Source organism: Arthrobacter sp. Z4-13, from assembly GCF_054792705.1.
The window spans coordinates 1521364-1544356 of the sequence record NZ_CP096459.1 but is presented as its reverse complement, the minus strand read 5'-3'; the positions used below and the strand labels follow the sequence as shown (position 1 = coordinate 1544356).

17 protein-coding genes are annotated in these 22993 nt (G+C 65.9%); 9 read left to right on the top strand and 8 right to left on the bottom strand.

The features are described 5' to 3' along the window. Positions 1-4 precede the first annotated feature (4 nt). Positions 5-523: a DinB family protein gene (locus M1E07_RS08850; RefSeq protein WP_461189860.1), complete on the top strand. Its 519-nt coding sequence runs from the start codon at positions 5-7 to the stop codon at positions 521-523. Here the strand turns inward: M1E07_RS08850 and cydD are convergent. Genes cydD through M1E07_RS08835 form a run of 3 tightly spaced genes read right to left on the bottom strand, consistent with a single transcriptional unit; the run spans position 505 to position 6768 of the window. Continuing rightward, positions 505-4080: a thiol reductant ABC exporter subunit CydD gene (gene cydD / locus M1E07_RS08845; RefSeq protein ID WP_461189859.1), complete on the bottom strand. Its 3576-nt coding sequence runs from the start codon at positions 4078-4080 to the stop codon at positions 505-507. The two genes, M1E07_RS08850 and cydD, sit on opposite strands and share 19 nt — an antisense overlap. Before the next feature lies 1 nt (position 4081). After that, positions 4082-5131 carry a cytochrome d ubiquinol oxidase subunit II gene (gene cydB / locus M1E07_RS08840; protein ID WP_461189858.1) on the bottom strand — a complete coding sequence of 350 codons (1050 nt, stop codon included), beginning with the start codon at positions 5129-5131 and terminating at the stop codon, positions 4082-4084. 32 nt (positions 5132-5163) lie between these two features. Then, on the bottom strand, positions 5164-6768 hold the full coding sequence (locus tag M1E07_RS08835) for a cytochrome ubiquinol oxidase subunit I (RefSeq protein ID WP_461190361.1): 1605 nt from the start codon (positions 6766-6768) through the stop codon (positions 5164-5166). Positions 6769-7038: 270 nt separating this feature from the next. On the opposite strand from M1E07_RS08835, the gene M1E07_RS08830 reads away from it, so the two are divergent. Further along, complete coding sequence (locus M1E07_RS08830) at positions 7039-7425, top strand: BlaI/MecI/CopY family transcriptional regulator (RefSeq protein ID WP_461189857.1); 387 nt, start codon at positions 7039-7041, stop codon at positions 7423-7425. A gap of 6 nt (positions 7426-7431) precedes the next feature. Further along, the gene (locus tag M1E07_RS08825) at positions 7432-8433 is read left to right on the top strand and encodes a M56 family metallopeptidase (protein ID WP_461189856.1); all 1002 of its coding nucleotides are present in this window, start codon (positions 7432-7434) and stop codon (positions 8431-8433) included. Positions 8434-8509: 76 nt separating this feature from the next. Here the strand turns inward: M1E07_RS08825 and M1E07_RS08820 are convergent, their stop codons facing one another. Next, on the bottom strand, positions 8510-10618 hold the full coding sequence (locus tag M1E07_RS08820; protein ID WP_461189855.1) for a DNA gyrase/topoisomerase IV subunit B: 2109 nt from the start codon (positions 10616-10618) through the stop codon (positions 8510-8512). Between the two features lie 255 nt (positions 10619-10873). Between M1E07_RS08820 and M1E07_RS08815 the strand changes: the two genes are divergently transcribed. Beyond that, positions 10874-11095: a DUF7455 domain-containing protein gene (locus M1E07_RS08815; RefSeq protein WP_013600696.1), complete on the top strand. Its 222-nt coding sequence runs from the start codon at positions 10874-10876 to the stop codon at positions 11093-11095. Positions 11096-11246: 151 nt separating this feature from the next. Here the strand turns inward: M1E07_RS08815 and M1E07_RS08810 are convergent, their stop codons facing one another. The 4 genes from M1E07_RS08810 to M1E07_RS08795 all read right to left on the bottom strand — a co-directional run bounded on the left by M1E07_RS08810 (position 11247) and on the right by M1E07_RS08795 (position 16546). Then, entirely contained in the window at positions 11247-12560 is a 1314-nt protein-coding gene (locus M1E07_RS08810) for an RNA polymerase sigma factor (RefSeq protein ID WP_461189854.1), read from the bottom strand. Positions 12561-12813: 253 nt separating this feature from the next. Beyond that, positions 12814-14088 (bottom strand): DUF4192 family protein, encoded by a 1275-nt coding sequence (locus tag M1E07_RS08805; RefSeq protein WP_461189853.1) that lies wholly within the window; start codon positions 14086-14088, stop codon positions 12814-12816. A 91-nt stretch (positions 14089-14179) separates the two neighbouring features. Beyond that, entirely contained in the window at positions 14180-15526 is a 1347-nt protein-coding gene (locus M1E07_RS08800) for an MFS transporter (protein WP_461189852.1), read from the bottom strand. Between the two features lie 81 nt (positions 15527-15607). Next, positions 15608-16546 (bottom strand): proteasome assembly chaperone family protein, encoded by a 939-nt coding sequence (locus M1E07_RS08795; RefSeq protein ID WP_387552672.1) that lies wholly within the window; start codon positions 16544-16546, stop codon positions 15608-15610. Between the two features lie 255 nt (positions 16547-16801). Here M1E07_RS08795 and M1E07_RS08790 point away from each other — a divergent pair, with 255 nt between their 5' ends. The 5 genes from M1E07_RS08790 to M1E07_RS08770 all read left to right on the top strand — a co-directional run bounded on the left by M1E07_RS08790 (position 16802) and on the right by M1E07_RS08770 (position 22971). Further along, positions 16802-18328 (top strand): leucyl aminopeptidase, encoded by a 1527-nt coding sequence (locus M1E07_RS08790; RefSeq protein WP_461189851.1) that lies wholly within the window; start codon positions 16802-16804, stop codon positions 18326-18328. A 263-nt stretch (positions 18329-18591) separates the two neighbouring features. Then, a complete protein-coding gene (gene lpdA, locus M1E07_RS08785; RefSeq protein WP_461189850.1) occupies positions 18592-19974 on the top strand; it encodes a dihydrolipoyl dehydrogenase in 1383 nt (460 codons plus the stop codon). A 117-nt stretch (positions 19975-20091) separates the two neighbouring features. Further along, positions 20092-21840: a 2-oxoglutarate dehydrogenase, E2 component, dihydrolipoamide succinyltransferase gene (gene sucB / locus M1E07_RS08780; protein WP_461189849.1), complete on the top strand. Its 1749-nt coding sequence runs from the start codon at positions 20092-20094 to the stop codon at positions 21838-21840. A 162-nt stretch (positions 21841-22002) separates the two neighbouring features. After that, complete coding sequence (locus M1E07_RS08775; protein ID WP_461189848.1) at positions 22003-22353, top strand: hypothetical protein; 351 nt, start codon at positions 22003-22005, stop codon at positions 22351-22353. Positions 22354-22542: 189 nt separating this feature from the next. Next, positions 22543-22971: an OsmC family protein gene (locus M1E07_RS08770; RefSeq protein WP_461189847.1), complete on the top strand. Its 429-nt coding sequence runs from the start codon at positions 22543-22545 to the stop codon at positions 22969-22971. Positions 22972-22993 lie beyond the last annotated feature (22 nt).

The window sequence follows — 22993 nt, the reverse complement described above, 5'->3', positions numbered from 1 at the left end:
TTCCATGCCTATCGTTCCTGATGAAAAGGACTGGACCTGGGTCCTGACCCGTCCATGCCCGGAATGCTCCTTCGACGCCTCCACCGTGACGCCATCAACAGTTCCCGGCAGTATCGACAGCATGCTCCCCCGCTGGCGCGCAGTGCTCCGGCGTCCCGACGCGGCCGAGCGCCCGGACGACCACATCTGGTCCGCCCTGGAGTACGCCTGCCACGTCCGCGATGTCTTCAGCCTCTTTGACCAGCGGCTGAACCTTATGCTGGATTCCAACGAAGCCAGGTTCGACAACTGGGACCAGGACCAGACGGCCATTGACAAGGACTACGCCAATGCGGACCCCGCGGTAGTCAGCGCCGAACTGACCGCTGAAGGAAAGCAGGCGGCGGAGTCCTTTGCCGCCGTCCGTGAATCGCAGTGGGGTCGGACAGGGCTGCGCAGCAACGGCTCGGTATTCACCGTCCTGACGCTGTCCCAGTACTTCCTGCACGACGTAATCCACCACCTTCACGACGTGGACGGCTGATCCCCCACAAGCGCCGCCACCAGTTTGTCCTCCCCGTGCTCTGCCGACGTATGTTCTGCACCGGCATGCCCTGAACCGGTGTGCTCTGTACCCGGGGCAAGCACCAGGCGCGCATCCTCCGGCTGGATGTCGGCCGGGTTGTGCGTCACGAGCACCACAGTGCGGCTGCGCAAGCCCTGCCGCAGGTCCGCCAGCATGGCCCGGGCCGACTCCGCATCCAGATGGGCCGTTGGCTCGTCCAGCAGGATCACTTCCGCTCCGGTCATGAGGGTTCGCGCCACCGCCAGGCGTTGACGCTCCCCGCCGCTGAGGAACGCGCCGCCCGGGCCGATTCGGGTGTCCAGCCCCGCCGGCAGCCGCTCCATCAGGCCGGTCAGGCCCACCGACGCAAGCGCAGCCAGCATGTCGTCGTCCCAGGTTGCTGCCGGGCTGCCAATTCCGGCGCTGCCGGTTCCGGGGGCAGGCCGGCCCAGCAGCAGGTTCCCGCGGATCGTTGAATCAAACAGGTGCGCTTCCTGTGGGCACCAGGCGGCCCGGCCGGTCACACCGATCCGGCCCACGGCAACCGGCAGGAAGCCGAGCAGGACCGACAACAGGGTTGACTTCCCCGAGCCCGAGGGACCGGTCACGGCCAGCCACCGCCCGGGCTCCGCCACGGCGTCCAGCCCGGAAAACACCGGAGCACCCCCGGGCCAGGCGGCAGAAAGGCCTTCCAGTTCGACGCCGGGAACCCCGTTTTGTCGCGCAGGCACTGCCTGCAAACCATCACGATGGTCCCTGCCGGAAACGTCCCGCTTGCTCCCGTCCCGCATGATCCTGTCCTGCGTGATCCTGTCCAAAGCACCGGACTCACTGACGCGCTGCATCACGGACCGCAGCGCCGGGAACTGGCGCACCGCCGTCGTCAGCGCTGCGAAAGGTTCCACCAACGCCAGGAGCAGCAGGACCACGACGGCGGCCGTCGCCGGCGCTGCCTGGCCTGCAAGCACAGCGGGACCCGCAAGCGAGGCAGCTGCCAAGGCCGCGGTGCCGCAGGCTGCGGTGGTGAGGGCCTGCCCCAACCCGTCAGCCCAGGCCGAGCGCTGGGAAGCCGCTGTGGCTTGGCGGTCCTGGGCGCGCAACTCGTCCAAAACGCGGGCAGCGGCGCCGTTGGCATGCAGATCGGCACGGGCGTCGAGGGCCGCCGAAACGCGGCGCAGGACCCCGGAGCGGAGGAGCTGCTCGGCAGTGGCGGACTTGCGGTCGCCCCAGAGTGCCACTGCCGGGGCGAGCAGGAGGCTCGCAACGCTTGCGGCGATAACGGCCGGAAGCATGGCGGGCACCAGCAGCGACGTGGTCACCAAAGCCAGTACGGAAACCGCGAGCGCCGTGACCGGCGGCAGGACAACGCGCGGGAGGAGGTCCCGGACCGTATCGACGTCGTCAATCACCGTCCCCAGGACGTTGCCACCCTGCAAAAGGCGGCGGAGCGGCAGCGCGCGCCGGCTCAACGCCTCCCATAACCTGCCGCGCAGCCGGGTCAGTGCGGCAAACACGGCGTCATGCAGGAGGAGGCGCTCACAGTACCGGAGCACAGCCCGGCCGATCCCGAAGAACCGCACTCCAACGATCGCGGTCAAGAGGTAGAGGATGGGCGGCTGTTCACTGGCGCGGATGATGAGCCACCCGGACAGCCCGGACAGGGCGACGGCGAAGACCGCCGCCAGCGTGCCCACCAGGGCTGCGGCGGCGAACTTGCCCCGCACGGGCGCCAGCAAAGCCGCGAGGAGTTGTGCCGAGCTGGATTTGCTCACGCCACCCGTGGCACCGCCACCAAACCCGGCAGCCTCTGCAACGGCGCGCGTCTGCGGCTTCCCGGCGGGATTCGGATTGCCGGCGGCGACGCCAGCGCTCACGGCAGCGGCCGGGTGCGTAAGCTCCGCGTCGCCGGGTGACGGCACCGTCAGGCCGTGTCCACCAACCGGCACCACGTGTTCCGCAAGGGCGCGGGTGCGCTCCTCGTGGGCCACCAGGATGACGGTCACCTGTCCACGGAGCCTCCTGATCGCGTCTTCCACCAACGCTGCCGACTCATCATCCAGGTGCGCCGTGGGTTCATCCAGCAGCAGGACAGTGGCGCCGGCCTCGATCCGTGCCAAACCCCGGGCCAGGGCCACCCGGCGCAGCTCCCCCGGGCTCAGCTCTGCAGGGTGCTTCGCGGCAAGGTGTCCGGCCGCAGAGCGGATCAGGCAGGCCCGGGCAGCAGCTTCCAGCTCCTGGCGGCTGTATATGGTGACTCCCGTTCCGGAGTCGCCACGCAGGTAAAGCACGATCTCGTCGAGGACCGTCCCTGCCACCATGACCGGATGCTGCGGCACCCAGGCAATGCTGTTCCGGTCCAAACCCGAGATGCTGCCGCTGACCGCAGTGCCGGCACCGTGGCCGATGGTCCCGGCCAAAACCGCGAGCACGGTGCTTTTGCCGGCGCCGCTGGGTCCGTCCAGGGCGGTGATCCTGCTCTCCGGTGCACTGAAGGTGAGGGGGCCGACGGCGGGCCGGGACCTTCCGTCATAGCTCACCGTCAGCCCGGTGACAGTGATTGGCGCGCCGGGCTGGCCGGCCCAGACTGCCGGAAGCGGCTGCGGCTCAGGCGCATCCGTGACTGCCGTCGTCCCGGCGAGGGCAACCCGGCCGTCGTCGCTGGCATGGTGGGCGGTCCCCAGCTCGCGCAGTGGAAGGTAGCAGTCCGGCGCAAGGATCAGGGCCAGCAGGCCGGCTTCCAGCGGCATGTCGCCATGGACCAGGCGGACACCGATGAAGACAGCCACTACGGCCACGGAGATGGTGGCAATGAGCTCAAGGGCCAGCGCCGAGAGGAACGCGGTCCGCAATGTTCCCATGGTGCGCGTCCGGTACTCCTCCGAAATCTCTTCGAGCGCCTTCCGCTGGGCGGTGGCGCGCCCCAGGCCCACCAGCACCGGCAGTCCCTTGGCGAGTTCCAGCATGTGGGTGGAGAGCCGGGCGAGGGAGGCCTGTGCGTCGCGGACATTGTCCTCGGTGTACCGGCCGATGAGCACCATAAACAGCGGCACCAGCGGAACGGTCAGGACGACGACCACTGCACTGACCCAGTCCGCAAAGAGGATGCGCGCCCCCACCAGGAGCGGGATGGCCGCGCAGTTCACCAGGGCGGGCAGGAACTGGGTGTAGTAGCTGTCCAGTGCATCCAGTCCGCGGGTGGCCAGTACTGCCAGTCCGCCGTCGGCCGGTCCCGTGCCGCGGACGCCGTTGCGGAGCGCTCTTTCCAGCAGGCCGGAGCGCAGCTCCTCCTTGATGCCGAGTGCGGCCCGGCGGGCTGCAACTGCCTGCCCCCAGACCGTCAGGGACCTCAGCAGCACGCCGGCCATGCCGACAGTAATCTGGTCCGCCCAACCTGGGTTCCCCGCCGCGAATCCGGCCAGTGCCGATGCAACAGCCTGGCCAATCAGGACCAGCGACAGCGCCTTGAGGGCGGCCAGGAGCCCCAGCCAATAGATGGCTGAACGTGTTGCCGGGCCCGCCGGGAAAGTTGGACGCATATCAGCCCTTGGTGGTAAAAGCCTTGGCGGCGACGGCCGGCAGGAAGCTGTGGGCTTCGGGAATGTCTGCGGCACTGACCCGCTTCCGGAACACCCAGTAGGTCCAGGCCTGATAGGCGATGACCAGGGGCAGGCCGAACGCCGCCACAGCGCTCATAAGGCCCAGTGTGTAGTCGGAGGATGAGGCATTGGAAATGGTGAGGTCAAAGGCCCCATCCAGCGTGGAGGGCAGCACCACCGGGAACACGGCGCCGAAGATGGATGCCGAACCCAATGCCAGGAAGGCTCCCAGCGCGATAAAGGCCTTGCCCTCCGCTCCCTTTCGCGCCATGGCCCAGGCTGCAGCTGCCGAAGCAACCGCCAGCAGGACCAGCGCCCAGGTCCAGGGCTTGCCATCAAGGAATTGGATGCTGAGCGCCCAGCCCGCGATTGGCAGGAGCAGGACGGGGAGCAGCCGGACGAGCCATTTGCGGGCGCGGTGCCGCACGTCGCCGTCGGTCTTCAACGCCAGGAAGGCCAGGGCGTGCACCAGCGAGAACCCCACCACGGCCAGTCCGCCCAGCACGGCGTAGCTGCTGAACCAGGCAAGCGGCCCGCCTTCACGGTCGCCGTTGGCGTTCAGCGGAAGGCCTGTGGTGGTCAGGGCCAGGGCCGCACCCACGCCGAAGGCCGCGAAGAAGGACCCCAGGGCAATGGCCCAGTCCCACCGGGTCCGCCACTGGTCCGTGTCCACCTTGCCGCGGTACTCGAAGGCCACGGCGCGGAAGATCAGGGCAACCAGGACCACCAGCAGCGGCAGGTACAGGGCGGAGAACAGCGAGGCGTACCAGAGCGGGAAGGCGGCAAAGGTTGCCCCGGCGGCAGTCAGGAGCCATACCTCGTTGCCGTCCCAAACCGGCCCCACGGTGTTGAGCAGGACGCGGCGCTCGGTATTGTTCCGGGCGAACAGCTTCATCAGCATCCCGACGCCGAGGTCAAAACCCTCAAGGAAGAGGTAGCCGGTCCACAGCACCGCGATGGCGATGAACCAGATGGTTGGCAGCAGTTCCATTCTTCGTTTCCTCTGCTCTTCTTTGGCGCGGACTAGTAGGCGAAGGCGAGGACGTCGTCGGCGGGTTTTCCGCCGCCCTGGCCTCCCTGGCCCGGGGTGGCGTCCTCGTTTTCGTCAACGGGCGCATGAACCAGTTCCGGCATGGCGGACACCACGCCGCCCCGGATGTACTTGACCAGCAGTTTCACTTCCACCACGAGGAGTACCCCGTAGATGGTTGCCAGGGTGACGAGTGACGCCAGCAGTTCCCCGGCGGTGACGCCCGGCGACACAGCGGCGGCGCTGAACATAAACACCTGGTCGATGCCGTTGGGATCAGGGTTGGGCGCCACCACAAAGGGCTGGCGGCCCATTTCGGTGAAGATCCAGCCGGCGGCGTTGGCTCCGAACGGGGCCAGGATTCCGAAGACTGCGAGGCGCATCAGCCACCTGGACTCGGGCACGGTTCCCTTCCGGGTCAGCCACAGGGCAACCAGGGCCGCCAGGGCGGCGATCCCGCCGAAACCAATCATCATGCGGAAGCCCCAGTAGGTGACCTCCATGACGGGAAGGTAGTCGATTTCCTGGCCGGCCCGTTCGCCGTAGATGGGGTTGTCCGGCAAGTGGGTTCCGTAGGCCTCCTTGTACTGGGGCAGGAGGCTGTTGACGCCTTGGACTTCGGTGGTGAAATCGCCCTTGGCCAGGTAGGAAAGGATACCGGGGACCTCGATCAGGGCCACGATGTCGTCGCAGTTCTGCGAGCCGAGGTTGCCGATGCTCAGGACCGAGAAGCCGGTGCCGTCGTGGCAGGCTGCTTCTGCTGCCGCCATCTTCATGGGCTGCTGCTCGAACATGAGCTTGCCCTGGAGGTCTCCGGTGAGCGCGGTTCCGGCGAAGGAAATCATGGCCACTACTGCGCCGATGCGCAGGGACCGGATCCAGACTTTGTGGTCGTCCCTGTCACGGCCGGGGATGTCCGCTGCAACACCTGCGATCACCTTGCCGTCGGCACCTACGGTGTCGACGCCGTCGCGCCGCCTGCGCCACAGGTGGTACCAGGCGATGCCGAGCAGGAAGCCGCCCGCGACGGCGAGGGCGCCGAAAAGGGTGTGGGGAACTGCAACGAGCGCGGTGTTGTTGGTGAAGACTGCCCAGGCGTCCGTCATCACGGGCCGGCCGTCAATCATTTCCACACCGACGGGGTGCTGCATCCAACTGTTGGCCACGATAATGAAGTACGCGGAGAACACCGAACCCACAACTGCGATCCAGAGGCACGCGAGGTGGATGGCCGGTTTCAGCTGCTTCCAGCCGAAGATCCACAAGCCCAGGAAGGTGGACTCCACAAAGAAGGCCAGGAGCGCCTCGAGTGCCAGCGGCGCACCAAAAACATCCCCAACGAAGCGGCTGTACTCGCTCCAGGCCATCCCGAACTGGAACTCCTGGACGATGCCGGTGGCCACGCCCATGATGAAGTTGATCAGGAAAAGCTTTCCCCAGAATTTGGTCATCCGGAGGTATTCAGGCTTTCCGGTGCGGTGCCAGGCGGTCTGGATCACTGCCACTACCAGCCCCAGGCCGATGGTCAGCGGGACCATCATGAAGTGGTAGACGGTGGTGATGCCGAATTGCCAGCGTGCGATTTCCAGAGCGTCCAAAGCGTCCAAGGCGGTCCCTACTGTCAGCCGGTGCAGGTTTTCTACGTTCTGTAGAAACTCTAACTTCTACAAAGTGTAGAACAATGCCGCCGGCAGAGTAAAACGCGCTGCCGCCCCTTCGAAGAACCATCAGTGACACGCCGGCGCCCTGTTCTACCCAATGTAGAAAGTAAGGCGGAATCGGGGTAAATTAAATCCTGTAGGTGTAATACACGCATGAAGTCACCGCAGCCCTCCGGCTGCGGTGCGGGGAAACAAAGGAAAAGTGCAATGGCTAGTCTTGGTGAACTGGAACGGGCAGTGATGGACCTGCTCTGGGCGGGCCATGAAGCAGCCACCGCCAACACTTTGCGGGACCGGCTCGCGCAGACGTCAGCCGGGCAGGGTGGAGCGGCCGGGCACGAAGGCAAGGAACTCGCCGTCACCACGGTGCTTACTGTGCTGTCCCGGCTGGAGAAGAAGGGCCTGGTGGAACGCGAACGCGGTACCCGCCCGCACCGCTACCAGGCAGTGTCCAGCCGTGAGGACCACACGGCCGAGCTGATGCACGAGGTACTGGGGTCGGCCCCGGACCGCGAGGCCGTGCTGGCGCGTTTCATCGGATCCGTTTCCGAGGGTGAAGCCGAGACTCTGCGCAAACTGCTTGGCCACCTCTAACGGACCATGTTCTGGGCCTCGTACCTGCTGGCGGTCCTTGCGATAGTCCTGGCGTGGCCGGTACCTATCCTCCTCTCGAGGGCGCAGTGGCCCGCGCGCTCCCCTTTCACGGCAATGCTGCTGTGGCAGGCCATTGCGCTGGCCGGCGGGCTGTCCATGATCGGCGCCATGCTGGTGTACGGCCTGGAGCCGATCGGCGATAACCTCCTCGCGGGCCTCCGGGCTCTTGCGGGGATGGTGCTTTTCAACGCGCCCACCACTGCGCTGGGCTTCTGGCATATCTTCGCACTGTCCGCCGCGGCCCTGCTGACGGCCCACCTGGTATTCACCCTCTTGCTCACGTATTACAAAATCGAACGTCAGCGGCGGCGGCACCGCGAACTTCTCGCGCTCCTGGCTTCACCCTCCGCCGCAGGGACCGGGACGCTGGTCATCAACCACGATTCGCCCGTGGCCTACTGCCTTCCCGGCGGCGCCCGCTCCGTGACCGTCCTGTCGGACGGCCTGATGGCAGCCCTTGAGCCGGCCGAACTCCGGGCGGTCCTGATCCATGAGAATGCGCACTTGAGCCAGCGGCACCACCTGCTGCTGTGGGCCTTCGCCGCCTGGCGCCAGGCCCTGCCCTGGCTGCCCACCACCCGCCTCGCCCAGGAGTCCGTCAACTCCCTGATCGAGATGCTGGCCGACGACGTCGCGCTGAGGACCGAAAGCAAGGCCACGCTCATCAAGGCCATTGCCATCGTGGCCAGCGGGTCGGCGGGCGGGTCGGCGGGCGGTGCCCGTGACGCCGAGCTTCAGTCCGGCGGGCAAAGCCTGGCCCTTGCAGGCATTGACGGGGCCGGCACGTCGGGCTCGGACTCGGCCCGCACCACGGCTTCGCGCGTCAGCCGGCTGCTTTCCCCGCAACCGCAGCTGCCCTCCCCGGTCCGGAGCCTGGTGCTTGCCGGCTGTGTCCTCCTGCTGGCGCTGCCCACGGCCCTGCTGGTGGTGCCGGGCCTGCTGGGCTGACACCAGCCGTCGTCCGCACGCCTGTCCGCCTTTCGCGGGCGGTCCCTGGCCCGTGCGGCCGCCCCCCCTTCCGCCGTCAGGCGTCGATGCGTTCCCGGTCCAGGCTGGAGGCGCCAGCGATGATGAAATCCTTGCGGGGCGAAACATCGGAGCCCATCAGCAGGTCAAAGATTTCCTCCGCCTGCTTCGCGTTCTCGATCCCCACCTTGCGGAGCGTGCGGTGCCGCGGGTCCATGGTGGTCTCGGCCAGCTGTTCAGCGTCCATTTCGCCCAGCCCCTTGTAGCGCTGGATGGGCTCCTTGTACCGCTTGCCCTCCTTCGCCAGACGCGCCAGCAGCACGTGAAGTTCGGCCTCGGAATAGGTGTAGATCATTTCGTTGGCCTTCTGGCCGGCGTTGATCACTTCCACCCGGTGCAGCGGCGGGACGGCGGCAAAGACCCTGCCCTCCTCGATCATGGGGCGCATGTAGCGGAAGAAGAGGGTGAGGAGCAGCGTGCGGATGTGCGCACCGTCCACGTCAGCGTCCGTCATCAAAATGACCTTGCCGTAGCGGGCGGCGGCAATATCGAAACTGCGGCCTGATCCGGCGCCCACCACCTGGATGAGGGCCGCGCATTCGGCATTCGAAAGCATGTCCCCCACCGACGCCTTCTGGACGTTGAGGATCTTGCCGCGGATGGGCAGCAGGGCCTGGAAGTCCGAGGACCGGGCCAGCTTGGCGGTTCCCAGCGCCGAGTCGCCTTCCACGATGAAGAGTTCGGAACGTTCGACGTCGTCCGTGCGGCAGTCAGCAAGCTTGGTAGGCATCGAGGAGGTCTCCAGCGCATTTTTGCGCCGCTGGGTTTCCTTGTGCACGCGGGCCGAGATGCGGGACTTCATCTCGCTGACGATTTTTTCCAGGAGCAGCGCGGACTGCGACTTGTCGTTTTTGTTCGCGGACGTCAGCTTCGCAGTGACCTCCCGCTCCACCACCCGGGACACGATGGCGCGCACTGCCGAGGTGCCCAGGATCTCCTTCGTCTGGCCTTCGAACTGCGGCTCGGCAAGGCGTACGGTGAGGACGGCGGTGAGGCCGGCAAAGATGTCGTCCTTTTCGATTTTGTCGTTGCCGGCCTTGAGCTTGCGGGCGTTGTTTTCCACCGCTTTGCGGAAGGTCTTGACCAGTGCCTGCTCGAAGCCGGACTGGTGGGTTCCGCCCTTGGGCGTGGAGATGATGTTCACGAAGCTGCGGACCGTGCTGTCGTAGCCGATCCCCCAGCGCAGCGCCACATCAACTTCGCAATCACGTTCCACCTCGGCGAGCTGGCTGTGCCCGCGTTCGTCCAGCACGGGTACCGTCTCCTTGAATTTTCCGGAGCCGTGCAGCCGCCACACGTCGGTGACCGCGGGATCAGCGGCAAGGAACTCCACGAATTCGGAGATGCCGCCGTCGTGGTGGAAGACCTCTTCATGGGGTCCGGCCTCACCGGGCGTTCCCGGGACTTTGCGCTCATCGCGGACCGTCAGTTTGAGGCCCGGCACCAGGAAGGACGTCTGCCGTGCCCGGGCAGCAAGTTCGTCGTACGAGAACTTGGCATCCGGGGTAAAGATTTGCCGGTCCGCCCAATAGCGGATCCTGGTTCCAGTGACGCCCCGTTTGGCTTTCCCCACAATGTCCAGCACCGAGTCGTCCACGAAAGGGGTGAACGGCGCGGCCGGGTCAGTCTTCGACCCGTTGTCCTGGAAGCGCCCTGGCTCGCCCCGGCGGAACGACATCTTGTAGGTTTTCCCGCCGCGGTCCACCTCGACGTCGAGGCGGGAGGACAGCGCGTTGACCACGGAGGCGCCCACGCCGTGCAGGCCGCCGGAAGCGGTGTAGGAGCCGCCGCCGAACTTGCCGCCGGCGTGGAGCTTGGTGAAGACCACCTCGACGCCCGTAAGCCCCGTCTTTGGTTCCTTGTCAATCGGGATGCCGCGGCCGTCGTCGTGAATCTCCACGGAGTTGTCCGCATGGAGGATGATCTTGATGTCGTGGCCAAATCCGGCCAGTGCCTCATCCACCGAGTTATCGATGATTTCCCACAGGCAGTGCATCAGGCCGCGGGAGTCAGTGGAACCGATGTACATGCCGGGGCGCTTGCGGACGGCCTCGAGGCCCTCCAGCACAGACAGGTGCCGGGCAGTGTAATCAGAGCTTGGTGCCACTGGTGATGAACTCCTTCAGGGACGGAAAAAGCGGGCTGGGGTCGCTCTTCCTAGGGTAGTCGGCCCGGCCTGGCAGCGCGGACTGCCACACCTGGGGCAGCGTGTGCCCCACGCCACTCCGCGGCTTTCACGGGGGCGGGCGGCGGTCTTGATGCATTCTTGCGGCTACGCGCACAGCGAACTTGCCCCATCCTTGCGATGGTTTTGTTACGAATGCTGGTTATATAGACGTACTGATCTACTAAGGAGGCCGACATGACAACAGCAGTGGCAGACCGCACACTCAACGCACTGGACCGGTGCGATCGTTGCGGAGCCCAGGCATATGTCCGGGTTGTACTGGAGTCCTCCGGCGGTGAGCTGCTTTTCTGCGGCCACCACGCCCGTGCAGTTGAGGCAACACTCAAGCCCTTGAGCTCCGACTGGCACGATGAGACGGGGAAGCTTCACGAGAAAGCTGCCGTGGAAATCGACTAGCTTTTCTGAAGTTGTTGGGACCTTGCCGGAAGGCAGGGTCCCAATCTTTTAAGAGGACCGACTTACGGAGCTTGCAGCACAAAGCGGCCCGCCGGTACCGCGCCCCTTAGGGACGCGGCAGCCGGCGGGCCGCTTTCCTGCCTTCTGGCTTCTAGTCCAGGTAGTCCCGCAGCACCTGCGACCGGGAGGGGTGCCGGAGCTTGGACATCGTCTTGGATTCGATCTGGCGGATACGCTCGCGCGTCACTCCGTAGACCTTACCGATTTCGTCTAAAGTCTTCGGCTGTCCGTCAGTCAGGCCGAACCGCATGGCCACCACTCCGGCCTCGCGCTCCGAGAGCGTATCCAGCACAGAGTGGAGCTGCTCCTGCAGGAGCGTAAAGCTCACGGCGTCGGCTGGAACCACAGCTTCGGAGTCCTCGATCAGGTCGCCGAACTCGGAGTCGCCGTCCTCACCCAGGGGGGTGTGGAGCGAGATGGGCTCGCGGCCGTACTTCTGGACTTCCACGACCTTTTCCGGGGTCATGTCCAGTTCGAGCGCCAGCTCTTCAGGCGTGGGTTCACGGCCCAGGTCCTGCAGCATCTGGCGCTGGACGCGGGCCAGCTTGTTGATGACCTCAACCATGTGCACCGGAATACGGATGGTGCGGGCCTGGTCAGCCATTGCGCGGGTGATTGCCTGGCGGATCCACCAGGTGGCGTACGTGGAGAACTTAAAGCCCTTGGTGTAGTCGAACTTCTCCACCGCACGGATCAGGCCGAGGTTGCCTTCCTGGATCAGGTCCAGGAACAGCATGCCACGGCCGGTGTAGCGCTTGGCCAACGAGACCACGAGCCGGAGGTTGGCTTCCAGCAGGTGGTTCTTGGCGCGCTTGCCGTCGTGGATGATGAACTCAAGCTCGCGCTTGTACTTCGGGTCCATCGAGCCTTCGTCCGCATTGATCTTCTCTTCTGCGAACAGTCCGGCTTCGATCCGGAGCGCAAGGTCCACTTCCTGCTCGGCGTTGAGCAGTGCGACCTTACCGATCTGCTTCAGGTAGTCCTTGACGGGGTCGGCGGTCGCTCCGGCGGACATAACCTGCTGGACAGGTGCATCGTCGTCGTCAGCGTCTGAGTAGACAAAGCCCTTGCCCGAACCGGCTGCTCCCTTTACGGGCTCAGCCTCGGCGTCTTCCTCGACGACGTCAGGTCCTTCGAGGGCGATGTCGTCGAGGTCCTCTTCAACTTCGTCTGCATCATCGGCGTCAGCACCGGCAGATTTCCCGGCGGCCTCGGCAGCAGCCTTCGCGCCTGGCTTAGGCCCGCGTTTCTTGGGCTCGCGCTTGCCGTCCGCACCAGCTTCACCGGCAGAGGCCTTGTTGGCTGCCCGCGTGGCGGCCCGCTTGGCGTTTGTTGCCGCCTGCTTCTCCTCTGCGGACAATTCGTCCTGGGCGGCGGGGTCCTTCTTCGTGGAAGACGGGGTCACAGAAAACCTTTCTAGCGGTGGTCTGTGGAATCACCATACGGGCAACACCACTATGACCCTGTCAAGTCCGTGGCGAAAACCAAGCGCCACCACGGCCTGCAGAGTCTATAAATAGAACTGCCGGAGCGGCCGTAATGTTCCCAAAAAGGGTTCATTACAAGCACTTGATACACGGACCCAACCGGGTCTCGGCATCCATTGTCTCACGATTTCCCCAAATAGCGCCCAACCCGCGATTCCTGCCGCCGTTACTTCAGGCCGCGTCCGGTCCGAATTTCTGCCAGGCAGCTTCCTTCCTCGCCGCCCAGCCGCAGAGCGAACCCCGGCGGACCAACTCGAGCAGCAGCTCTGCCAGCCGGTAGCCCGGCTCAAGTTCGAGCGCCTCCCCCAGGTACACGGCAGAATACGAGCCGCGCCCGCGGCACCAGGCGATCCAACCCCTCCCGGTTAGGGCGGCCGCTGCCGGCGGTCCGCCAAGTGCGGCGAGGTGCTCCAGGACGCGATCGAGGGCGTCAAGGCTGCGCCAGTGGGGAACTGCGGGATCATGCCCCATCAGGACGTCCCCATAGCCAGGAATCCCAGTCTGGTGGCCGGACATGAGCAAGCCTTCAATGCAGGGGTCCGGTGTGATGAAGGACTGGGAACCAGGGGCCTCCACTGCGGATGGTGCTTCTTCCGTCCCGGCATGTTCCGCTGCAGGTTCCATTGGACCCAGCCAAGTGTCCTCGCTGAAGATCCCGAATTCTTCGGCCCCGGCCGCGGCCGCGGCTTTTCCGGCCGCGGCCATGACCAGGACAGCATCGCGCCAGGCGGGCACCAGGAGCGTCGCCCGCAGGAAGGCGTCACGGTGCACCGACGGCCGTTGCAGGTCCTCCGCTGGCCGGGCTACCATCGCCTCCCACTGGTTCAGCACCGCGGCAAACTGCGCCCGGCTCCGCCGCCGAAGGTCCAGCTGGGCCGACCACACGGCCTCCGCCTCCAGCACAGCGGCGCGATGGATTCCCGGAACGGGACTGGCCAGGTGCCGTTGCTCGGGGGCTGGTCCCACGCTGCTTCCCCGGAACACCATCTCGGTGTTGAGCAGGCTGTCCCGGATTTCCTGGATGGGACGCCCCGGCAGCGGGCAGTCAGCAGAGCCGGTGCAGTGGGCGTCCCGCCAGTACTGGTCCCCGACATACCAGGCGTCCCTGACGGGCATTGCGGCTCCGCCCAGGGCAAGTTCCAGTTCGCCGAGCAGTGCCTCGTAGCGGCCCGGCCCTGCCAGCCAACCATTGTTCGTGAAAAGCGCCAGCAGAGTGCCGTCAGCATTTTCGTCTGCCTCCAGATACCCGCAGACGGTCCGGGCGAAGACGCAGGGGTCAGCAAGGACAGCCGGTCCGGGAAGATCCAGCCGCAGTGTGGCTCCGAGCCTTTTGCCGTGCAGCGTCATGGCCACGAGGCTCTGCGCCGGCCAGTATCCCAGCGAGTGGGGAATGAAGCCCAGGATGTCTTCGGGGCCGCGGACTGTGAGGCGTTCTGGGGGTGTCATGGCTCCAGCTTTCGCCGACGACGTGCCCCCGGAAAGGGTTGGCCATCCCTATGTGGAAACAGCCGATGAGTCCGGCCCTGTGGAGGACCAGTCAGTCGTCCGAAGCGGCGGCCCTGCTGCGCCGTGCAAGGTTTTCCCGGCGCTGGCGGGCCAGTGCGCTGCGCAGGGGCGGGACCACAACACCCTGGGCCGCCATCTGCCGCCGGACCTTGCGGCGGCATACCAGCATGGCTGCGGCTCCAAGGCCGAGCAGCAGGAACTGGACACTCAATGCAATCCGGAAGGGGTCCAACCCGTACAGGACTCCATTGGAGAACCCGCTGGCGTACAGCACATCCAGCACCAGGCCAATCAGGAAGATCGCGATCAGCGCGGCGATGAACCCGCCCACGTTGACGATGCCCGTGGCGGTGCCGATCCGGTGCGCCGGGTTGAAGGTGCGGGCGAAGTCGAATCCAATCATGGAGCCGGGCCCGCCGATGGCGAGCACCACCACCAGTCCGGCCAGCAGCCACAACGGTGAACGCCCCGGAGTCAGCAGGACAGCGGCCCAGGCACCGGCGGTGGCACCGGCGATCAGCAGGACCAAAGTCGACCGCCGCAGCGGGTGGCGGGAAACGAAGCGGCCGACAAACGGTCCAACAGCCATGGCCGTCCCCACATAAAGCGCCATGAGGGCGGCCACCGTTCCGGCGTCGAGCCCCTGCCCGGAAAGAAGGAACGGGTACCCCCAGGTCATCGCGAAGACGGTGCCGCTGAACTGGATCGTGAAGTGGCTCCACAAGCCCAGCCGCGTCCCCGGCTGGCGCCAGGCACGGGCGAGCGAGACTCCGGTCGCCTTTAGCCCCTGCTGGGCCTGCGGCCGCGGGGTGCCGGCCGGCACGTCCTGCAGGAGCAGCAGAACCAGGACGACGGCGAGTGCCGACATCCCGGCCAGCATCAGGAACGCCGGGGTCCAGCCGGAAGCGTGCAGGACGAAGGCGAACGGAATAACGCTGAACAGCTGCCCCAGCTGGCCGGACATACCCGTCAGCTGGGTTACGAGCGGCACCCGGGCGGGCGCAAACCAGAGCGGGATCAGGCGGATCACCGAAATGAAAGTCATGGCGTCCCCGGCGCCCACCAGGACCCTGCCGGCCACTCCGCCGGGAATACTGTCGGCAAAGGCCAGCTGGAGCTGGCCCAGGCCCATCAGCACGGCACCGCCGGCGATCATGGCGCGTGAGCCGAACCGGTCCACCAGCAGGCCCACAGGGATCTGGAGTCCGGCATAGACAAGCAGTTGGAGGACGGTGAAGAACGAGATTGCGGACGCGCTGGCGTGGAAGCGTTCGGTTGCCTCAAGGCCCACCACACCAAAGGACGTGCGCTGGGAAACGGCTACGAGGTACCCGAAGATGCCAACGGTCCAGATCAGCCAGGCGCGGGGTGCAGTCACCCCTTCATTATGCCCGGACAGCCCCGGAGGCCCGGCAGCAGCGCGTCCCGCCTGCCGGCCGGGGGACCGCCGCCTGCGGTTCTACTGGCCGGGGTTCTCGCGGGCGAGGTAGGCCTCTACGGCAGCGCCGAGGACATCCGCATTGGGCAGTTCGTCATTTTCGTCCGCGAGGAGCGAGCGGCGGACCGTGCCTTCGGCTTTTTCGTCGTACCTGGATTCAAGGCGGGAAACCACCTGCTGTACATCCTCTGAGGCATCTATCTGCTCGGCGATCTGGCGGCTGACTTCCCGGCCGGCTTCGCGGAGCCTGTCCGAGGGCAGCATCAGCGAGGTGGCCGCACCGAGGTATTCAAGGCCTGCAACGGCGGCGGTGGGGTATTCCGCCTCGGCAAGGTAGTGCGGCACGTGGATGACGTAGCCGGCCACGTTGCGGCCAGCCTCCACCAGGCGGAGCTCCAGGATGTGGCCCACAGCTGCGGGAACTTCCACGGTTGGCTTCCACACGGAGATGCCTTCGATCAGTTCGGGCCTGTTGCCGTGCACCGTCACACCCACCGGACGGGTGTGGGGTACCGGCATGGGAATGGAATGGATCCAGGTGACCAGGTTGACGTCCAGCTTCTCCACGATGCCCACTACTGCGCGCGCAAACCGTTCCCACTGCAGGTCCGGTTCAAAACCTGCCAGCAGGAGGAAGGGATTACCCAGCCCGTCGATCAGCCGGTAGAGGGCGAGCCGGGGCTCCTGGTAGTCCTGAAGGTGGTCCTCAACAAACGTCAGGTGCGGCCTGCGCGACCGGTAGTCGATCAGCTGGTCGGCGTCGAAGACTGCAACCGGCTCGGCGTCGAGCGTGTCCAGCAGTTCCGCGTTGATCTGCTTCACCACGTGCCCGGCGTCGGCGAATCCGGTGAAACCCATCACCAGGTTCAGCCCGCGGAGGGCGGGGCTGTGGAACAGCTCGATGTTGCTTGCATAGAGCGCGTCGGGGTCCAGCAGGGAGCCGGAAAACCGTTCAAGCACGGCGTGTTCCTTTCATAGGTGCGGGGGACATCTTTTACAACGCCGCAGGACAGCCGCACATTCCTGCCGCGGGTGTGGCACACCTCTCAGGAAATACACCGGCCCGGGCGGGGACGGGCTACGATCGGAACTGGCCTGCCAGACGGGCTTGCAGACACCCGGACTGCGTCCCGAACCATTGCATCCGGGTATCCATGGCAGAGCGCCGAACATGCATCCCTGCCCGAACATCTCGAGAATTGAGGACTGATCCCTGTGGTCAAGAATACTGAAATCAACCTTAGTACCCTCTCAAGGGACCTGAAGAAGAGCCCCAGTGACGCAGTGGTCATCGGCGTGGGAAAGGGCACTGACGGACCGGTCCTCCTGGACAACCCCCTCACGGCCAAGTCCGCAGAGGCCCTCGCCGGCTCCCTCAAGTCCCTGGGCGTCACGGGCGCCGCCGACCAGATCGTCCGCCTCCCCGGCCTGCCGGAGACCGGCGCCGGAATCCTGGTCCTCGCCGGCACCGGCAAGGTCTCCGCAACGGAGCCCCTCGCCGGCGAAGCACTCCGCCGCGCAGCAGGTTCCGCTGTCCGCCAGCTGGCCGGCCTCGCAACGGTGGTCCTGGCCCTTCCGACGGCGTCAGTTGCCGACGTGGCGGCCGTCGCCGAGGGTGCCGCCCTGGGCGCCTACTCCTTCACCGAGTTCCGGTCATCAAAGGACGGCCTGAAGGATCCGGTGCGAAACGCGGTTATCTTTACGGAGCTCGCCGACCACAACGAGGCCGGCGCCGCACTGAAGCGTGCCGGGCTGCTTGGCAAGGCCGTCAACGCCACCCGTTCGCTGGTGAACCAGCCGCCCAGCCACCTTTACCCCGAAACCTTTGCCGAGGCGGCCAAGGAACTGGCCAAGGGCCTGCCCGTGAAGGTCACCGTCTGGGACGAGAAGCGGCTCGAAAAGGAAGGCTTCGGCGGCATCATGGGCGTGGGCAAGGGCTCCGCCCGCCAGCCGCGGCTGGTCAAGGTGGAGTACTCCCCTGCAAGGGCGGCCTCGAAGATCGCCCTTGTCGGCAAGGGCATTACCTTCGACACCGGCGGCATCTCCATCAAGCCGGCCCTCGGCATGGGCGACATGAAGAGCGACATGGCGGGCGCCGCCGTCGTCCTTAACACTGTCCTGGCCCTCGCCGGACTTGGCCTGCCGGTCAAGGCGACCGCCTGGCTCTGCATCGCCGAAAACATGCCCTCAGGCGCGGCTTCCCGCCCGGCCGACGTCCTCACCATGTTCGGCGGCAAGACCGTCGAGGTCCTGAACACCGACGCCGAAGGCCGGCTGGTCATGGCCGACGGCATCGTAGCTGCCAGCCGCGAGTACCCGGACGCCATCATCGACGTCGCCACCCTCACCGGTGCGCAGCTGATCGCCCTGGGCAACCGCACGGCCGGTGTTATGGGCTCCGACAGCGTGACGGCCCCGCTAAAGGCCGCGGCGGACCGCGCCGGGGAACTCGTCTGGCCCATGCCGCTGCCCGAGGAACTGCGCCCCAGCATCGACTCCCAGGTTGCGGACCTGGCCAACATCGGCGAACGCCATGGCGGCATGATGACTGCAGCCGTTTTCCTCCGCGAATTCGTGGGTAAGGGCAAGGACGGGGAACAGATCCCCTGGGCCCACATCGACATCGCCGGGCCTTCCTTCAATAACGGAAGTCCTTATGGCTACACCCACAAGCAGGGAACGGGCTGCACCGTGCGGACCCTGGTGGCCTACGTAGAGGACATCCTGGCCGCGGCGGCCTGACACTGTTGGCCGCGCCGCCCGGCGGCCGCGCGCGCCCTGCGGTACGGGGAATGTTCCCTGCGCCGCAGGGCCGCGTGACACTGGACACAAGCGCTCCACAAACGCGGCGCCAAGGTGGAGCATGGATAAGTGGTTCGCTAAGGTGAACCACGGTAGTCACAAATGCAAGAGAACAGGCCTGCTGGCATAATCACGGCAGTGTAAGTTCCAAGACCAGATGATGCGCGCAGAACGCGTCATCGTTCACGCGAGGGAGCGTTTAAGTGGCCGATCAGGCAACTGCGCAAGAATTCGACATCCTGGTACTCGGTGGAGGCAGCGGTGGATACGCCGCCGCACTGCGGGCCGTACAGCTTGGCCTTACCGTCGGGCTCGTGGAGAAGGCAAAGCTGGGCGGCACCTGCCTCCATAACGGCTGCATCCCCACCAAGGCGCTGCTGCACTCCGCAGAACTCGCCGACCACGCCCGTGACTCCGCCAAGTACGGTGTGAACGTCACCCTCGACGGCATCGACATCACCGCCGTCAACGCGTACAAGGACGGCATCGTCGCCGGCAAGTTCAAGGGCCTCCAGGGCCTCATCAAGTCCAAGGGCATCACCGTCATCGAGGGTGAGGGCAAGCTCCAGGGCACCGACACCATCGTGGTGAACGGCACCGCCTACAAGGGCAAGAACATCATCCTGGCCACCGGCTCGTACTCACGCACCCTTCCGGGACTGGAAATCGGCGGCAAGGTCATCACCTCCGACCAGGCCCTGACGATGGACTCCATCCCCAAGAGCGTCATCATCCTTGGCGGCGGCGTCATCGGCGTCGAATTCGCCTCTGTTTGGAAGTCCTTCGGCGTGGACGTCACCATCGTGGAGGGCCTGCCCTCACTGGTTCCCAACGAGGACGCCACCATCGTCAAGAACTTCGAGCGCGCCTTCAAGAAGCGCGGCATCAAGTTCTCCACCGGCGTGTTCTTCCAGGGCGTTGAGCAGAACAACGACGGCGTCAAGGTCACCCTGGTGGACGGCAAGACGTTCGAAGCCGACCTGCTGCTCGTCGCCGTAGGCCGTGGCCCCGTCACCGCCAACCTGGGCTACGAGGAAGCCGGCGTCACCATCGACCGCGGCTTCGTCATCACCAACGAGCGCCTCCACACCGGCGTCGGCAACATCTACGCCGTCGGCGACATCGTCCCCGGCGTACAGCTGGCCCACCGCGGCTACCAGCAGGGCATCTTCGTGGCTGAGGAAATCGCCGGCCTGAAGCCTGTGATCGTTGAGGACATCAACATCCCCAAGGTCACGTACTCCGACCCCGAAATCGCCACCGTTGGCTACACCGAAAAGGCTGCGAAAGAGAAGTTCGGCGAGGACCAGGTGCAGACCCAGGAATACAACCTTGCCGGCAACGGCAAGAGTTCCATCCTGGGCACCTCCGGACTGGTCAAGCTGGTCCGCCAGAAGGACGGCCCCGTGGTGGGCGTCCACATGATCGGCGCCCGCATGGGCGAGCAGGTTGGCGAGGCCCAGCTGATCGTGAACTGGGAAGCCTACCCGGAGGATGTTGCCCAGCTGGTGCACGCCCACCCCACCCAGAACGAGGCCCTGGGCGAAGCCCACCTGGCACTCGCCGGCAAGCCGCTTCACGGCTAGTCTCCCCCCTCAGCACCACAGGCCTGGTGCACCCGGCACGCAATGCCGGGTGCACTAGGCTGGCCAACAAGGCAGCAATCATCCGCACTAAAGATCAATAAGGAGAACGGGGACGACATGTCTGAATCCGTTAACTTGCCCGCCCTCGGTGAGAGCGTCACCGAAGGAACCGTCACCCGCTGGCTCAAGCAGGTAGGTGACCGGGTAGAGGTGGACGAGCCGTTGCTCGAAGTCTCCACCGACAAAGTAGACACTGAAATCCCCTCTCCTGTAGCTGGCGTGATTGAAGAAATCCTGGTTGCCGAGGACGAGACCGCCGAGGTCGGCGCTCCCCTCGTCCGGATTGGCGATGGCTCCGGCGGCGGCGCACCCGCCGAAGAAGCCCCCGCAGCAGCACCGGCGGAAGAAGCTCCCGCAGCCGCACCCGCCGAGCAGGCTCCGGCAGCAGCACCCGCACCGGCAGCACCCGCGGCAGAGGCACCGGCGGCCGGCGGCGGCGAAGGCCACGAGGTCACCCTCCCGGCGCTGGGCGAAAGCGTCACTGAAGGCACCGTCACCCGTTGGCTGAAGGCCGTTGGTGACTCCGTGGAGGTTGACGAGCCGCTCCTGGAAGTCTCCACCGACAAAGTCGACACCGAAATCCCGTCGCCGGTGGCCGGCACCCTTCAGGAAATCCGCGTCAACGAAGACGAAACAGCAGAGGTCGGCTCCGTCCTGGCCGTTATCGGTTCAGGTGCAGCTGCTGCCCCTGCCGAAGCACCGTCCACCGAAGCGCCGGTCCAGGAAGCCCCCAAGGCTGAAGCACCCGCACCCGCACCGGCACCTGCCCCGCAGGCTGCACCGGCTCAGGAAGCACCGAAGGCGGCTGCACCGGCTGCTCCCGCCCCCGCTGCAGCACCGGCCGCGACCGAGGCCGCACCGGCCAACGGCGGCGCCGAGTCCGGCTACGTCACTCCCCTGGTTCGCAAGCTGGCCAACCAGCACGGTGTGGACATCGCCTCGCTCTCGGGCACCGGCGTGGGCGGACGCATCCGCAAGCAGGACGTCATTGCCGCCGCCGAAGCGAAGGCCGCACCGGCCGCCGCTCCCGCAGCAGCGCCGGCCGCCTCTGCCCCGGCCGCTTCCAATGCCGCTGTTTCCTCGCTGCGCGGCACCACGCAGAAGGCGCCGCGCATCCGGCAGGTCATCGCGCGCCGCATGCGCGAATCGCTCGAAGTCTCCACCCAGCTGACCCAGGTCCACGAAGTGGACATGACCAAGGTCGCCAAGCTGCGCCTCAAGGCCAAGAACTCGTTCCAGGCCCAGAACGGCGTGAAGCTGACCTTCCTCCCGTTCATCGCCAAGGCTGTTGCCGAGGCGCTGAAGCAGCACCCCAAGCTCAACGCTGCCTACGACGAGGACAAGCAGGAGATCACGTACCACAACGCCGAGCACCTGGCGATCGCCGTCGACACCGACAAGGGCCTGCTGGTCCCGGTCATCTCCGACGCCGGCAACCTGAACCTGGCTGGACTGGCCGGCAAGATCGCCGACGTTGCAGGCCGCACCCGCGACGGCAAGATCGGCCCGGACGAGCTGTCCGGCGGTACCTTCAGCATCACCAACATCGGTTCGGTGGGGGCACTGTTCGACACCCCGATCATCAACCAGCCGCAGGTGGGCATCCTGGGCACCGGCGCCATCGTCAAGCGCGCCGTGGTTGTTGCCGATGAGAACGGTGACGATTCGATCGCCATCCGCTCCATGATGTACCTGTCGCTGACGTACGACCACCGCCTGGTGGATGGCGCCGACGCCGGCCGATTCCTCCAGACCCTGAAGGCACGCCTCGAAGAAGGCGCGTTCGAAGCAGACCTGGGGCTGTAACAGGCCACAATGCACGAGGGCGGTGCAGGCAGCGGTGGGAGACCACCGCAGTGCCTGCACCGCCCTCGGCGTTTAAAGGACACGGATGACGCGGGGACGCAGCGGATCATCGACTGATCCCGAACTACTACGAGCTGTAGAAACTCTGGCTACACTGGTCCCATGAACATCGTCTATAACATCGTGGTCTTCCTGCATATCGTCGGCGCCGCCATGATCGTCGGCATCTGGATCGGCCAGATGAAAAAGCCCTCCGTCCACCCCCGCCAGTTCGACGGCGCCATGCTCCAGCTCCTGACCGGCGTCGCCCTGATGGGGCTGATCCCGGCCCTTGACATGGACGCCAACTACGTCAAGCTGGGCATCAAGTTCGCCATCGGCCTCGCCGTCGGCGTGCTGGCCTTCATCGGCCGCCGGAAGTACAAAAACGGCGAGGACGTCAGTAAGGGCCTCGCACACGGCGTGGGCGGGCTGGCGCTGCTGAACGTCGCCATCGCCACCATCTGGCAGTAACTGCCACCCAGTGCGGCCACGACGGCGACGCTCCCCTCTTACGGGGGCGTCGCCGTCGTCATCGTATGCCCGGGTCATAATTCACCAGAAGCGGACAGCTGATGCATGCCCGGGGCTAAATCCCTAGGATGGGAAACGGCGGGGCGAGGCACTGGCCTGCCCCGGTTCGAATCAACTTAAGGAGTGGTTATGGCAGCAACACGCACCGCACACACGTTATGGAACGGCGACCTGATGTCGGGTTCCGGGAACACCACCCTGGACAGCTCCGGCCTGGGCACCTACGACGTCACGTGGAAGGCGCGCACCGAAGCTTCGGGCGGCAAGACCAGCCCTGAGGAGCTCATCGCCGCCGCACACTCGGCCTGCTTCTCCATGGCCTTCAGCCACGCCCTCGCGCAGGCCGGACACGCGCCGGAGGAAGTCAACACCAAGGCCGACGTCACGTTCGTGCCGGGCACCGGCATCACCGGCAGCCACCTGACCATGTCCGCCAGGATCCCGGGAATCTCCGAAGACGAATTCCAGAAGATCGCTGCCGAGGCCAAGGTGGGCTGCCCTGTATCCGGCGCGCTTGCCAGCATTGACATCACCCTGGATGCCACACTGCAGTCCTAGCCTCTTTGCAGGATTCAGAAAA